At 54.3% G+C, this 15,118-nt stretch carries 14 protein-coding genes and 1 pseudogene; all 15 read right to left on the bottom strand.

All coding sequences use genetic code 11. From position 1 onward, the window contains the following. The gene (locus tag M7R55_RS06690) at positions 1–1,386 is read right to left on the bottom strand and encodes a class II fumarate hydratase (protein WP_298219617.1); all 1,386 of its coding nucleotides are present in this window, start codon (positions 1,384–1,386) and stop codon (positions 1–3) included. Between the two features lie 22 nt (positions 1,387–1,408). After that, positions 1,409–2,176 (bottom strand): acyl-ACP--UDP-N-acetylglucosamine O-acyltransferase, encoded by a 768-nt coding sequence (gene lpxA / locus M7R55_RS06695; protein WP_298219619.1) that lies wholly within the window; start codon positions 2,174–2,176, stop codon positions 1,409–1,411. Next, a complete protein-coding gene (gene fabZ, locus M7R55_RS06700; RefSeq protein ID WP_298219621.1) occupies positions 2,173–2,610 on the bottom strand; it encodes a 3-hydroxyacyl-ACP dehydratase FabZ in 438 nt (145 codons plus the stop codon). The genes lpxA and fabZ overlap by 4 nt, the downstream gene beginning before the upstream one ends. 14 nt (positions 2,611–2,624) lie before the next feature. Then, positions 2,625–3,692, bottom strand: a complete 1,068-nt coding sequence (lpxD, locus tag M7R55_RS06705; RefSeq protein ID WP_298219622.1) for a UDP-3-O-(3-hydroxymyristoyl)glucosamine N-acyltransferase — start codon at positions 3,690–3,692, stop codon at positions 2,625–2,627. A 42-nt stretch (positions 3,693–3,734) separates the two neighbouring features. Continuing rightward, a complete protein-coding gene (locus M7R55_RS06710; RefSeq protein ID WP_298219624.1) occupies positions 3,735–4,253 on the bottom strand; it encodes an OmpH family outer membrane protein in 519 nt (172 codons plus the stop codon). An 87-nt stretch (positions 4,254–4,340) separates the two neighbouring features. Continuing rightward, the gene (gene bamA, locus M7R55_RS06715) at positions 4,341–6,743 is read right to left on the bottom strand and encodes an outer membrane protein assembly factor BamA (protein WP_298219626.1); all 2,403 of its coding nucleotides are present in this window, start codon (positions 6,741–6,743) and stop codon (positions 4,341–4,343) included. A gap of 187 nt (positions 6,744–6,930) precedes the next feature. Then, a complete protein-coding gene (gene rseP, locus M7R55_RS06720) occupies positions 6,931–8,340 on the bottom strand; it encodes an RIP metalloprotease RseP (RefSeq protein ID WP_298219628.1) in 1,410 nt (469 codons plus the stop codon). Positions 8,341–8,394: 54 nt separating this feature from the next. After that, on the bottom strand, positions 8,395–9,600 hold the full coding sequence (gene ispC / locus M7R55_RS06725; protein WP_298219630.1) for a 1-deoxy-D-xylulose-5-phosphate reductoisomerase: 1,206 nt from the start codon (positions 9,598–9,600) through the stop codon (positions 8,395–8,397). Positions 9,601–9,618: 18 nt separating this feature from the next. After that, a complete protein-coding gene (locus M7R55_RS06730; protein WP_298219632.1) occupies positions 9,619–10,446 on the bottom strand; it encodes a phosphatidate cytidylyltransferase in 828 nt (275 codons plus the stop codon). A gap of 23 nt (positions 10,447–10,469) precedes the next feature. Beyond that, positions 10,470–11,162: a polyprenyl diphosphate synthase gene (gene uppS, locus M7R55_RS06735; protein ID WP_298219633.1), complete on the bottom strand. Its 693-nt coding sequence runs from the start codon at positions 11,160–11,162 to the stop codon at positions 10,470–10,472. Positions 11,163–11,243: 81 nt separating this feature from the next. Continuing rightward, the gene (frr, locus tag M7R55_RS06740; protein WP_290680146.1) at positions 11,244–11,801 is read right to left on the bottom strand and encodes a ribosome recycling factor; all 558 of its coding nucleotides are present in this window, start codon (positions 11,799–11,801) and stop codon (positions 11,244–11,246) included. Further along, a complete protein-coding gene (pyrH, locus tag M7R55_RS06745; RefSeq protein ID WP_298219634.1) occupies positions 11,798–12,538 on the bottom strand; it encodes a UMP kinase in 741 nt (246 codons plus the stop codon). Before pyrH ends, frr begins: the two co-directional genes overlap by 4 nt. A gap of 235 nt (positions 12,539–12,773) precedes the next feature. Continuing rightward, a complete protein-coding gene (gene tsf, locus M7R55_RS06750) occupies positions 12,774–13,652 on the bottom strand; it encodes a translation elongation factor Ts (RefSeq protein WP_298219635.1) in 879 nt (292 codons plus the stop codon). Between the two features lie 121 nt (positions 13,653–13,773). Next, on the bottom strand, positions 13,774–14,511 hold the full coding sequence (gene rpsB / locus M7R55_RS06755) for a 30S ribosomal protein S2 (RefSeq protein ID WP_298219636.1): 738 nt from the start codon (positions 14,509–14,511) through the stop codon (positions 13,774–13,776). 314 nt (positions 14,512–14,825) lie between these two features. Next, positions 14,826–15,118: pseudogene (locus M7R55_RS06760) on the bottom strand (segregation/condensation protein A); the annotation flags it as partial.

Genomic DNA, 15,118 nt, shown 5'->3' on the forward strand with positions numbered 1-15,118 from the left:
CTAGATTCCGGTCATCAAGACAGGATCAAGCAAACGCTTGAGTTCTTCTTCTGACAGGTCCGTCATTTCTAGGGCAACGGCCAACACACTTCTACGTTCGGCGTAGGCCCGCTTGGCAATTTTCGCCCCCAATTCATAGCCGATCACCGGGTTCAAGGCCGTGACCAGAATAGGGTTCATGCCCAAAGCGGCTTCAATCCGTTCATGATTGACCGTGAAACCGGCAATAGCCTTGTCTGCTAACAAGCGCATGGCGTTGGACAACAACTGAATGGATTGCAACAGATTATTGGCGATCAAGGGCAGCATGACGTTCAACTCGAACAAGCCGGACTGCCCTGCCAGCGCGACAGCCATATCAAACCCCTGAACCTGAGCGGCTACCATGGCAACCGCTTCGGGAACAACAGGGTTGACCTTACCGGGCATGATCGAACTACCCGGCTGCAAGTCGGGAAGGCTGATTTCACTGAGGCCGGCCAACGGCCCCGAATTCATGAGCCGCAGATCATTAGAAATTTTGGTTAGCACAATGGCCAGACTGCGGAAGGCAGCAGACATCGCAACCGGTTCATCCTGCGCGGCCAGACCTGCAAACGGCCGGGGCATGGAACGATACGTACCACCGGTTTCATTGTTCAAAGCCACAATGAATGCGGCAGAGAAGCCTTCGGGTGCATTGATGCCCGTGCCGACAGCCGTGCCACCCTGAGGCAGGGCCTGCATCCGATCGACAGCCTGCTCAATACCCAGGCGGGCGCCATCAAGGTGATCGACATAGGCCATCAGTGTCTGATCGAAACGAACAGGCATCGCATCCATCAAATGCGTGCGCCCGGTTTTTGTCACTCCGACCAGCGCCTGAGCTTTGGCTTCGATAGCCTGCTTCAAGTAGTTGAGCGCGGGCAGTAACTCACGTTTGACCGCCTCCACCGCTGAAACGCGAATAGTGGTGGGAATCACATCATTCGAGCTTTGGCTCATATTGACGTGGTCATTGGGATGGATTCGAAGATCTGAATTTCGAAGCAAATCATTGGCCAGGCGGGCAATGACCTCGTTTGCATTCATGTTGGTACTGGTGCCCGAACCCGTCTGATAGACATCGATGGGAAAAGCATCCGCGTATTGCCCGGCCGCTATCGCACGGCTGGCTTGCACGATGGCCTCACCCAATGCAGCCGGTAACACACCTAAGGTCATATTTGCCTGCGCGCACGCAGTCTTAACCTGAGCCAATGCCCGGATGAATTCCGCGGGTAACGGCATGCCACTGATGGGGAAGTTATCGATCGCTCGTTGGGTCTGGGCGCCCCACAATGCATCGGCAGGTATGTTAACCGGCCCGATGCTGTCGTGCTCTGTGCGGAATTTTTGGGTTGTCATCGAGGAAATTACCCCACGGGTATCAGCGCGTGATGCCTCGCTCGCTACCTTTGATGAAGTCGAGCATTTGCTGCAAGGCGGGTTCTGTTTCGGCGGCTTGTTCGAATTCCGCCCAGACCATCTCATCACCCTGCTTTTTGACCAATTGACGGAAACAACGATTAAGTAAAGCGATGGTATCGGCATCAAAATGCCGACGTTTGAGCCCTTCCTTATTCAGGCCGATTGACCGGGCACGAGCACCATCAGCCATGACGAAGGGAGGCACATCCTTGGAGATTTTGCTGAAGCCACCGATAAACGCATGGGCGCCAATTCGGCAGAACTGATGAGCCACGGCAAAACCGCCAAAGATGGCGTGATCGCCAACCGTGACGTGCCCGGCAAGCGAGGCAGCGTTGGCGAGAATGACATGGTTGCCAATCTGGCAGTCATGTGCGATATGCGCATAAGCCATCACCAAAACATCGGAGCCGATGCGCGTTATACCCCCGCCACCTTCGGTACCGCGATGAATCGAGGAAAATTCACGAATCTGATTCCGATCACCGATTTCAAGTGTTGTATGCTCACCGTAGAATTTCAGATCCTGCGGAACTTCACCCAATACAGCATGGCAGTAGATATGATTATCTTTACCGATCCGGCAGGGCCCCTTAATCACAGAATGACTGTCTATCTGTGTTCCCGCGGCGATCTCGACCTGACCTTCGATGACCACATAGGGTCCGACGACCACACTGGGGTCCAGACTCGCCTCCGGCGAGATTATGGCTGTCGGATGAATCACTCGGACACTTCCTTGGCAACACATTTGATCAGCGCCTTGGCAGCCAGCTCACCATCGACATGGGCTTCACATTGAAAAATCCCCATGCCACGAACCAGACGTTTGAGTTCAACGCGGATAATCAATTGATCGCCCGGCTCGACAACACGGCGGAATGTGACTTCATCCAAGCCGACCAGCATGTAGAGAGAATTGGGATTTGGTACCACGCCCTGACTACTGAAGGCCAGTACGCCTGTCGCCTGAGCCATCGCCTCGGTAATCAGCACACCCGGCATGACGGGCCGAACCGGAAAATGCCCTTGAAAAAACGGCTCGTTGAAGGTTACATTCTTGACGGCCACCAGATATTCATTCGGTGCCCAGTCCAGAACGCGATCGATTAACAGGAAGGGAAACCGATGAGGCAATAGATGCATAATCTCTTGAATCATTATTGTTTTGGTGCTCACAGATTTTCCTCATCTTTATTTCGCAGTGCATTCAGATCGGATTCAAGTACCTGAACACGTTGCACGATTCGTTCGAGTTGTTTGAAACGAGCTGCGTTTTTATGCCAGTTCTCGTTGGTATCCAATGGCGTACCCGCCGAGTAGACGCCGGGCTGACGGATGGAACGTGTGACCATTGACATGCCAGTGATATGCACACCATCGGCCAATGTCAGATGCCCTGCCAGACCGACACCACCGCCCAAGGTGCAGTACTTGCCCACTACGCTCGAACCAGCCAGGCCAGCGCAACCGGCTATGGCCGAATGTGCGCCGATTTCAACGTTATGGGCAATCTGAATCAGATTATCCAACTTCACGCCGTCATCGATGCGCGTGTCATCCAGCGCGCCTCGGTCGATCGTGGTGTTGGCGCCAATATCCACTTCATCACCAATGACGACGCGCCCCAACTGCGGCACACGCCTCCATTTCCCGTGTTCATTGACGAGGCCAAATCCATCTGAACCGATTACGGCACCCGGTTGGATGACACAGCGTGCGCCGATCACGCAATGATTCATCACGGTCACACGTGCGATCAATTCGGTATCCGAACCGATCGACACGCCCTCCCCCAGGATGCAACCCGGACCAATGCGTGCACCCGAGCCAATTTGGCAGCCGGAACCAATCACGGCATAAGGACCCACGGTTACATCATCCGCAAGATGCGCATCCGGGTGAACAGATGCGCTTGAGTCAACACGCTTTGACGCTTCAGGACGGGGAAACAACCACTCCAACACATCGACAAAAGCCGACTGGGGGTTCGACACCAGAATCAACACAGAACTCGATGGCAGCGCTTCCTGATCCTTTACCCGGCAAAGCACCACACCGGCAGATGACTTGCCGGGTTGGATGCCTCGTCTGTTACCACTGAAATAGGCCAGATCGGAAATCGTTGCGCCCGCCAACGAGGCAACACCACAGATAAGCCGCTCGGCATCTCCACGCACCAAAGCACCCAATCGTGCGGCCACATCGGCGACACGAACGGCTTCTGTAGGGATCGCGGGCATTGCGCTTATGGTCGTACAAAGAGAAAATGAAACTGTATGTCGTTACTTCCCGGCACTCGCGTCTTGCTTGAGTTTGGCTAGCACATCACTTGTTATATCAACCTGAGGCGCGGCATACACAACGCCTTCGGCCAAAACCAGATCATAACCTTTTGTTTTAGCAACATCTTTAATGGCGGCCAATACAACACGCTGCAACTTGCCCAATTCCTCGTTTTTACGCAGATTCAGGTCGTCACGGAAATTACTCTGCATACGCTGCAGGTCACGAAGCTGACGATTGAGCTCCTGTTCCTGCTTGGATCGGTCGCTATCGCTCATGGTCACTCCATCGCGATTCAGCTTGGTTTCCAAAGCCTGGGCTGTTTGCTGTGAATCACGGATTTCCTTCTCACGGGGAGCAAATTCCTTTTCGAGCTTCTTCTTGGCGATATCGGCCTGAGGAGCTTGCTCAAGTAAGGTAGTGGAATTGACGAAGGCAATCTTAATCTCCGCTGACTGAGCCGTCACAGCGAAAAACAAAGCCAACATAGAAACTAAAGCCAATGCAATGCGGTTCACGCAAACTCTCCTAAAAAAAACAAAGCACAACCGAGGTCAAATAACCACGGCATTATCTCACAGCTGATGCCTCACGAACGCACCCAATCAAAAGCTTGTACCCACCGTAAACTGAAACACCTGACTCAGATCGCCCGGCTTGTTATTCAGTGGTTTAGCCACACTGAACACCAGAGGACCGACCGGAGAAATCCAGTTAAAGCCAATCCCGACTGACTGACGCAGGTTCTGCGCATTGAAATTGTTGTAACTGTTGTACACGTTACCGATATCCCAGAACAGCGATAAACGCACATTGTTCGACTGCTTGGTCAAAAAAGGCATGGGAGTGATCAATTCGAGCCCGCCAGCTGTCAGGAACGTGCCGCCCATCGGATCGCCGTTGGAATCGACCGGGCCGAGCGAGTAATCTTGATACCCACGTACCGATTGGATACCGCCCGAATAGTAATTCAGAAATGGCGGTACACCGTTGTAATACTGGCTGACGCCACCGTAGGTCGATTGTGTGTTGCCATAAGCCTTGATTAGCCCAACCTGCCCATGCGCCGACAGGGTGGAATCCGACCAGAGGGGGAAGTAGATCCGCCCCCTATAGTCGCCCTTGTAATAGAGCAGCTGGCTACCTGGCACCGCCAAGGTGGCCGAAACACTTTGCAGTATGCCCGAGGTAGGGAAAATTGCCTTGTTGCGCGTGTCATACTTCAAGGTTGGAATCAGGCTAAACGTATAGAAATTCATGCCATCAAACCCCGGGCCTGGGAGATCGTAGCCATTCGCACCCAATGGGGTTACCGGATAACTCCCTGTAGGAACAACCGGCACGCCGGTAATCCAGCTCGGTGAGTAGCTGGTGGATTTGATTTTCTGGTTCTGCAACTGGAAGGCGATTGACGCATAAGTATTCTCGGATAGTGGCACACCGAAATTGATGTTACCCCCGATTGAATCGACCAAATATCGGGAAAGAGACAGTTGTGCTGCATTCTGTTTGGAGTAGAACAAACCGAAACCCTGACTCACGCCATCGGCGGTGAAATAGGGGTTGTTGTAATTGAACTGCACGCCCGTCTGATACGAACTGCGCTGCAAATTGATGCCGACCGATTTACCTGAACCCAGGAAGTTGGATTGATTCAACCCCAGGTTAAACAACACACCCTCTGACTGGGAATAACCAACCCCCGCAGTGAACGAACCGGACAATTGTTCGGTAATGTCGTAGTCGATATCCACCTGATCAGGCACACCTGAAACAGGTTTAACCTTTTGATCCACGTGCTGAACGGAAGGCAGGCGCTGGAGGCGTTCTTTGGAGCGGTCCAGCTTATCTGCCGCGTACCAACTGCCTTCCATCTGCCGCATTTCACGGCGATAGACCTCTTCATTCGTATTGAAGTTGCCGTTGAACTCGACATGACGCACGGTAACCCGGTCGCCGGGTTGTATGTTGAAATCGATGGCTACGGTTTTATTGTCTTCATCGATCTTGGGCATGGGTTGCACGCGGGCCAGCGCATAGCCATCGTTACCTAGCCGCTTGGCAATGGCATCCGAAGTATCGATCACATCCTTGCGGTTGAAGTATTCACCTGTTTTGACCTTGTCAAGCGCGTCCAGTGTGGCCTTGTCCAGCAAAAGATTGCCGGAAAAAGTGACACCACTGACCTTGTAACGCTGCCCTTCTGTGATGTTAATCACAATGGCCATGTGCTTGCGGTCAGGGGTGATGGTGACCTGAGAGGAATCCACCGCAAACTTCAAATAACCGCGATCAAGATAGAAAGACCGCAGGCTTTCGAGATCGGTCGCCATTTTCTCTTTGGAATATTGATCTGCGCTCGACCAGAAAGCCCACCAGGAAACGGGATGCATCGCGAGTTGAGACAACAGTTCCGATTCGGAGAAGTCATGATTCCCGATAATGCGAACCTGCTGGATACTGGCCGGTTTACCCTCGTAGATATCGATGGAAACGAAAACACGATTATCATCCAGTTGCTGCACATGAGTCTGAATCTGAACACCGTACTGCCCCAGGCTGTAGTACACGCGTTGCAATTCGGTCTTCATTTTGTCCAGTGCCTGCGGGTCAAGGACGTGCCCCTGGCTCAGGCCGATGTCTTTCAGCGCCTTTTGAAGCTTTTCGGTTTCAACTTTCTTGTTGCCTTTGACTTCGATGGCAGAGATGGTCGGCCTTTCCTTGACCTGAATCATCAGCACATTGCCGACACGCCCTACATTGACGTCGCTGAAGAAGCCGGTCTTGTACAGCGCATCGATAACCCGGGTGCTGTCGCTTGCAGTGAAATCATCACCCACGTGATAGGGGATATAGGTAAAGGCGGTGCTGGGTGTGACGGTACGCAGACCTTCCACCTTGATATCCGAAATCACGAACGCTTGGGCCAGCGTTGGGATGAGCAGCAAAGCGCCCGCGATGGGCTTCAGTAAAAACCGAGCCAATGAAAACTTGATAGGTGAAGTCATGCTTGAAGGGGATCCCAGAAATTCGGATAAAAGTGTTTAAAGTAAATTTCACAGCTCGTTCAGGTCACTGATCGATTCCGTCCGGCCAACAAGCCAGACCCAATCAAACGAAGGAGACCAAGCGTGCGCGCAAGGTTAAGCACACTGCCTGCCCCATCAACAATCGGGCTATTGTCGCTGACTATGCTTAGTGCAGCAACCGTGAGATGTCATTATAAAAAGCCAGCGCCATCAAACTCACCAGAAAGGCCAGACCTATCTTGGTAGCAAAAGCTTCGAGCGCCGCTTCCGCTGGTTTCCCTCGAATGGCTTCAACCACGTAAAGCACCAGATGGCCGCCGTCCAGCAGGGGGATAGGTAGCAAATTCATGATGGCAAGCGACAGGCTGACCAATGCCATGAACCCAAGGAAAGTGGAAAAGCCGATAACCAGACTCTGCCCGGCATACTCGGCAATCGCCACCGGGCCTGAGAGATTGGATAAACTCGCCTGACCGGTCAGCAAGCCACCGAACACATTAAAGGTTAACGTGGTCATGGCCCAGCTACGCGATACGGCCATAGATAACGCCTCGACCGGATTGTATCGTTCCAGAACCAGCATCTGTATCCCATCTGCCTTCGCGCGTGCCACGGCATCGGGCACCAGGCCCAACTGGGCACCAATCCGCCCGACCGAGGTAGTTTTGCCGTCGACATTGGCGGATGTTTCGGTCTTGGGCGTCACCGTGATCTGTTCTGTATGCCCATCACGAAGCACGGTCAGCGTGACGGGCTTGCCTGGAGAATGCTCGATACGGGAAATCAGAGCCCAGGGATCGCGATATGTCGAACCATCGATCTTCTGAATGACGTCGCCTTTCTTCAAGCCGGCTTGTTCGGCAGGGCTGCCTGCTATCACCTTGTGGACAAGTGCATCACCCATCGGCGACCACAGTCGGTAACCGATTTCTCTCAACACATCAGCGGCTGGGCCCTGATGATTGCCCTGAAGGGGTTTGAGCAGGGTCAAATCGAGGGTGCCGGCGCTGACAGCACCTTGATGCTCGAATTCAATCGGCACCTTGGCCCCGGCCACCCCCCCTTCCAGCACGGCAAGCCGCAGATCGGAGAGGCTATGAATGGGTTGCCCACCGACCCGAGTAATCAAATCGCCATCCTGAATGCCACTACGCGCCAGCACGGAATCGGCGGGCACCACGCCCACCTTGGGCAGCACACCCTGAACCCCGACCATGAACATCATCATCCAGAGCGCCAGTGCAAGCAGAATATTCGCTACGGGGCCGGCAAGAACAATCAGAAAACGCTTCCAGACGGGCTGGCGGTTGAATGCCCGATGCTGCTCGGATGGGTCGACGGGCCCTTCGCGCTCATCGAGCATTCTCACGAAACCGCCAAAAGGGAAAGCGGCAATGCGGTATTCAATCGCGTCCGGCCCCTTGCGGGTGGACCATAACGCCGGGCCGAAGCCAAGTGAATAGGTCAAAACCTTGACCCCGAGCTTGCGTGCCACCCAGAAATGGCCAAACTCATGGAATGCGACCAACACCGCGATGGTGATCAGGAACCCCAACAGACTCATCAGAATATTCATGTCAGCAACTGGTCCAAAAGAGTACAGGGAAGCCCACGACGGGCAATGAAGCAATCAGCCTCGTGAGTTTTCGAAACGAACGACAGCCGCACCCGACATCGCACGTGCCCACTCGTTCTCGTCTAACACCGCCTCCATGGACTCGGGCGCGGCCGTGCGAGTTCCGGATTGAACTAAGTTCATGACGTCCTCGATCAACTGGGGAATATCGCTGAAGGCGATACGGCGATCCAGAAATGCGGCAACGGCGACTTCATTGGCGGCATTCAGTACCAATGGGGCGTTGCCGCCGCTTTCAATCGCCGCATAGGCAAGCCGCAAGCAAGGAAAACGTTCAAAATCGGGCGCGTGAAAATGCAACCCATTAAGGGCTGTAAAGTCCAGCGGAGCCACGCCCGATTCGATTCGTTCCGGCCAGGCCAATGCATGCGCGATGGGTGTGCGCATATCCGGCAGGCCCAGTTGGGCCAGTACCGAGCCGTCTGCGAATTGCACCATGGAGTGGATCACGGATTGCGGATGCACGATCACGTCAATCCGCGACGCTGGCATGCCAAACAGCCAGGATGCCTCGATGACTTCAAGCCCCTTGTTCATCATCGTGGCTGAATCCACCGAGATTTTGCGTCCCATCGACCAGTTCGGATGACGACAGGCTTCCTCCACCGTAATCTCTGAAAATCGCTCGAGGGGGTGGGTTCTAAATGGCCCGCCGGATGCCGTCAGAATGAGTTTAACAACGGCTTTGGCAGGCTCCTCTCCCACAGGGAGACACTGGAAAATCGCATTGTGCTCACTGTCGATAGGCAGAAGCGTTGCACCGGACTCGGCGACGGCAGTCATCATGATTTGGCCCGCCGCGACCAGGGATTCCTTATTGGCCAGCAACACCTGCTTGCCAGCACGCACCGCCGCCCAGGTCGAAGCCAGACCAGCCACACCGACAATGGCAGCAACAACGACATCCACCGATGCGTCAGTCGCCAATGCAGCAATTTGCTCTGGTTGATCAATAACCTCGGGGCGCACCGCAGCATCCGGCATGTGCGTCACGATTCGCTCACGCAATCGGGCGGCGGCAACCGGATCGGCCACACCGACCTTGCGGGGGTGAAATTCCTGAATCTGTTCCCACAAGATATCAACCTGTGCGTTCGCCACCAGGCTTTGCACCCGATAATGCTGCGGGTGGAGGCGAACCACGGCCAATGTGCTCTGGCCGATGCTGCCCGTTGAGCCGAAAATCGCAAGAGATTTCATTTCAAGGCACCAACCCACTCAAGCCACAACGAACAGGTGCATCTGGACAAGCGCCAGAAACCAGATAGGCATGGCCGCCAACTGGCCGTCGAGTCGGTCAAGCAGGCCGCCATGACCGGGCAGAATTCGCCCGCTGTCCTTCACGCCGGCCTCACGCTTCAACCGGGATTCTTCGAGATCACCCGCAACGGAATAAATCGCCACCAACATGCTCCAAACCGCCAACTGCCATGAAGGCACGGCCTGAAACAAGGGCAGCGCGGCACCAATCGCAGCAAGGATACCCACGCCAACGAGGCCGCCAACCAACCCTTCAATCGACTTGCCCGGACTCAGGGCGGGTGCGAGCTTGTTTTTGCCCCAAGCCCGACCGGCAAAATACGCCAACGAGTCGGCAACCGCCACAATCAAAATCCCGAACAGCAGTAACCACGACCCCTGCTCCTGACGATGGATCATGACCACCGCAAACCAGAATGTGGGCAGGATCAGGATTCCAAGCAACGTACGAACAAGGGAAGAACGGACAGGCGCCGCAACACGGCGGTGAATCCAGAGCCCCAGGATCAATCCCGCCCAACCCAACACGACAAGAGCGAACACCCCTGGAACCCAGTTACCCGGCAAGAATAGAAATAGTCCGGCCCCCAAAACCGCGGCAATGACTAAAGCGATCCAGCGCAATCGCAAGTCGGTTGTACTGAGACGGAACCACTCATAACCCAAGCCAAGCGCGAGCAACGCGGTAAAACCGACAAAAGCATACCGAGGCAGCGCGAAAATTACGAACAAACCCAGCGCGCCCAGCGCCAATGCCGTCAAAACGCGCACCTGGGTCCCACTCATGGTTTTGTTATCTGTGCTCGTCATCATTCTTCAACACCACCAAAGCGGCGCTGGCGGGAGGCAAACCAGTTCAATGCCTCCTTAAAATCCTTGTCGGTGAAAGAAGGCCACAGACAGGACGTGAAATAGAGTTCGGCATAAGCGGATTGCCAAAGCAGGAAATTGCTGATGCGCTGTTCTCCACCCGTGCGGATGAACAAATCGACAGGCGGATGATCAGCCGTGGAAAGGTTGGCTTCAAAACAGGCGCGAACCGCGGTTTCGTCGTCAAGATTCACCGTGCCCTGCACTGCCGAACGGGCCAAATGGGTAGCCGCCTGAAGTATGTCCCATTGTCCGCCGTAGCTGACGGCGATCATCAGGTGCATGCCATCGTTGGCGGACGTGAGGTCCTCCGCCTGTGTCATCGAATGACAAATACCCTGCGGCAAACGCGTTCGATCCCCGATGAACTGCACACGAATGCCATTGGCGTGCAGTTCATTGATATCACGCTCCAACGCATAGGAAAACAGTCGCATCAAAGCATCCACTTCTTCGGCTGGACGCGTCCAGTTCTCGGAGGAAAAAGCAAAAAGAGTGAGTACGGAAATGTTTGCTCGTCGGGCAGACTCAATCAGACGACGAACCGCCCGACGCCCTCGTTGATGACCAAGGCTGCGCGGAAGATGCCTTTCTCTGGCCCAGCGCCCGTTACCATCCATAATCACAGCCACGTGCAACGGGCCATTGGATGTTAAGACAGCAGGAGAAGCCGCCCGGGATGTAGACTCTTTATCCGATGCCTTCACGCGGGATTAGACTTCTAGCAATTCTTTTTCTTTTTCGGCGACGAGCTTGTCGATTTCAGTGACGCACTGATCGGTCAATTTCTGGATCAGGTCCTGACCACGACGTTCGTCATCCTCGGAAATTTCCTTGTCCTTGAGCATGTTTTTCAGGTCGTTGTTGGCATCACGGCGAATATTACGCACGGCCACCTTGGCATTTTCACCTTCAGTGCGCACTACCTTGCCCAACTCCTTGCGACGTTCTTCGGTTAGCGCAGGCATGGGAACCCGAATCACCAGACCGGAGGTCGACGGGTTCAATCCCAGGTCAGAAGTCATGATCGCTTTTTCGATTTTGCCGACCATTTCTTTTTCCCACGGCGTCACCGACAAGGTGCGGGCGTCTTCAGCCGACAGTTTGGCAACCTGGGACAACGGTACCATGCTGCCGTAATAATCCACCGACACGTGATCAAGAATGCTGACGTGTGCCCGTCCGGTTCTGATTTTGCTCAATTCCACCTTGAGCGCATCGATGCTCTTGTGCATCCGCACATCACAATCTTTTCTGATATCTTCGATCATTTCAATAATTCCTCGGCTGTCACCAACGTGCCCACAGGCTCACCTTGAATGGCGCGCACCAGGTTATTCGTGGCATGAATATCGATCACCATCATCGGCATGTTCTGGTCGCGACAAAGCACGATGGCTGTCGCATCCATGACCGCCAGACGCTGATCAAGGGCGTGATTATAAGTTAAGTGCTCAAATCGGAGCGCATTTGGATTCTTCATGGGATCCGAGTCATACACGCCATCGACTTTCGTCGCTTTGATCATGATATCGGCCTGTATTTCGATGGCGCGCAAACTCGCACCGGAATCCGTGGTGAAGAACGGATTGCCCGTGCCACCGACAAGAATCACGATCCGGCCCTTCTCAAGATGACGAATCGCCCGGCGGCGGATGAAGGATTCACACACGGAGGGGATGGACACGGCGGACATTACCCGCACTTCCAGCCCCCGCTGTTCGATCACATCCTGCATTGCAAGACCATTCATGACCGTCGCCAGCATCCCCATCTGATCACCCGTGACCCGGTCCATACCGGCCTTGGCCAAGCCCTCGCCACGGAAGATATTACCGCCGCCGACGACAATCCCGATCTCAACACCCATGGATCGCAAGCTCAGAATATCGTCGGCCAGGCGATGAATAACCGCAGGATCAATACCAAAGGAGCTATCACCCATCAACGCCTCACCGCTTAATTTCAGCAATACGCGTTTGTATTTGGGTGTGGCAGGGTCAGTCATATAGTAGGCCTCTTGAGTTTTATCGGAAATCCAAATAGGGTCTGTGCAGGTTCATCCCCAACCGTTCAGACCAGAACAATCGAAAAGCACGATTTTCGATTGACACCATTTTCCAATATCGCACAGACATTGGAAAATGGTGGCTCACGCCGGTGCTGCAAATCCTCCGCACCAGCCTATAGCGCATTATCAGGCTCAAAAAAAACCGGAGTCACCTCCGGCCTTTCAATCCGTATCAGGCGCCTTTGACTTGCGCCATCACCTCGGCAGCGAAGTCGGTGGTGTCTTTTTCGATCCCTTCACCCACTTCGATACGAGCAAACCTGACGCAGGTAGCACCTTTGTTCTTGAGCAACTTGCCAACCGTTAAATCGGGCTCCTTGACGAACGGTTGACCAACCAGCGCCACTTCTGCCAGGAACTTGCGAATACGACCGTCCACCATTTTTTCGATGATGTCCGCCGGTTTGCCGCTATCTGCCGCCTGAGCGATGAAAATCTCGCGCTCTTTAGCAACCAGATCAGCATCGACATCTGACTCGTTCACGCATACAGGACGCGTCGCGGCAACGTGCATTGCGATGTCACGGGCCAGAGCCACTTCACCGCCCTGCAGTTCGACCAGTACACCGATACGTTCACCGTGGCGATAGGCGCCAACAGCACCCGTCGTCTCGTAACGCTCGAAACGGCGCACTTGAAGGTTTTCACCCAACTTGGCAACCAGCGACTTGCGCTTTTCTTCAATTGTCTGGCCGTCAATCTGCAACGCCATCAAGGCATCCATATCAGCAGGGTTATCCGCCAATACACGATCGGCAACCGCCTGAACGAAACCGGCGAAATCCGGGTTCTTGGCAACGAAATCCGTCTCGGAGTTGACTTCAACCATGGCAGCAATTCGCCCGTCATCAGAAACCGCTACGCCAATCTGGCCTTCAGCAGCCACACGCCCGGCTTTCTTGTCCGCTTTGGCCATGCCGTTCTTACGCATGTACTCGATGGCCGCTTCGATATCACCACCGGTCTCAACCAAGGCTTTCTTGCATTCCATCATGCCCGAGCCGGTACGCTCGCGCAGATCTTTAACTAAGCTGGCACTAATCGTTGTCATCAGCGTTTCCTCTTAATTTTAAAATTTATTCAAAACAATAACGGGTCACCTGGGACCCGTTCTGTCACTGCTCATTGAGCAATGGTGCCGAAGGTCGACACCACACCGATCAAACAGTCAATCAGGCCTGATCGGCTGCTTCTTCCGCTTCAACAAAATCTGAAGGAGCAATCGCCGATGCGCCCTTTGCTTCCAGTACGGTTTCAGACACTGCGCGTGCATAGAGCTGAATGGCACGGATCGCATCATCGTTTCCCGGGATAACGTAATCGATGCCTTTGCTGCTGCTGTTGGTATCCACGATACCGATAACCGGGATGCCCAGCTTGTTCGCTTCGATCACCGCGATGTCTTCGTGACCGACGTCAATGACGAACAGCGCATTCGGCAGACGATCCATATCCTGAATACCACCAAGTGAACGCTCGAGCTTTTCGCGCTCACGGGTCATCATCAGACCTTCTTTCTTGTTCAGTTTTGCCAGCGAACCATCTTGTTCCATGGTTTGCAGCGTTTTAAGACGACGAACCGACTGGCGTACAGTTGAGTAGTTGGTCATCATGCCGCCCAACCAACGGTGGTTGACGTAAGGCATGCCACAACGTGCGGCTTCTTCGGCGATCGTGTCGCGAGCTGAGCGCTTGGTACCGACGAACATGATGGTTCCGCCACCGCCAACGACTTTGCTGATGAAGTTCAACGCATCGTTGAACATCGGAACGGTCTTTTCCAGATTGATAATGTGGATGCGATTACGCTGACCGAAGATATAGGGCGCCATGCCCGGATTCCAGTACCGAGTCTGGTGACCAAAATGGACGCCGGCCTCGATCATTTGACGCATGCTAACTGATGCCATGATATTAAACCTTTTCAAATTATGGGTTGAGCCTCCGTTCAACCAAACCAATGCAACCTTGGGCGGCCTCTCGCCTTCCCGCAGCACCCCGCATCGTTTTACCGTTGAACGTGTGAATTACCTCGTACACGACCTAGGTCATGTCAAGGCGCGCGTATTCTAGCGCCTCAGACCGCAGAATGGAAGCTTGAGGAGCTGATTCAACACCTTTGCAGCGCACTGCCTCTGCGACCAGCAAGGCCACCGCCACTCCCGTCAATCAAAGCAGTGCGATGAGTGTTTTATCCGCGAGCGTCGCCAAAATTCCTATGTGATCACTCGTTCAAATCGGTTGCCGATGAAACCGCAAATAACCGGATCGGCGAAAAGGGGGCATCCTGCGCAAATTCGATCGCGTGGGCCTTGGCCAGCTCAAGCACGGCGACCACACTCACGGCAATACCACCGCGCCCTTCTTCGGCCCGATAGACACGATCCAGCGTCACCGGGCCTCCCGTCTGCATCAAATCAAGGATGTCAGTCATGCGGGCACGAACGGACAGCGTTTCACGACGAATTTCATGCGCCGCTGTGAGCTCGCCCTGTCGCACCATGCCGCGTAGCGCTG

The sequence above is a fragment of the Halothiobacillus sp. genome (assembly GCF_027346185.1).
Lineage (GTDB): Bacteria > Pseudomonadota > Gammaproteobacteria > Halothiobacillales > Halothiobacillaceae > Halothiobacillus.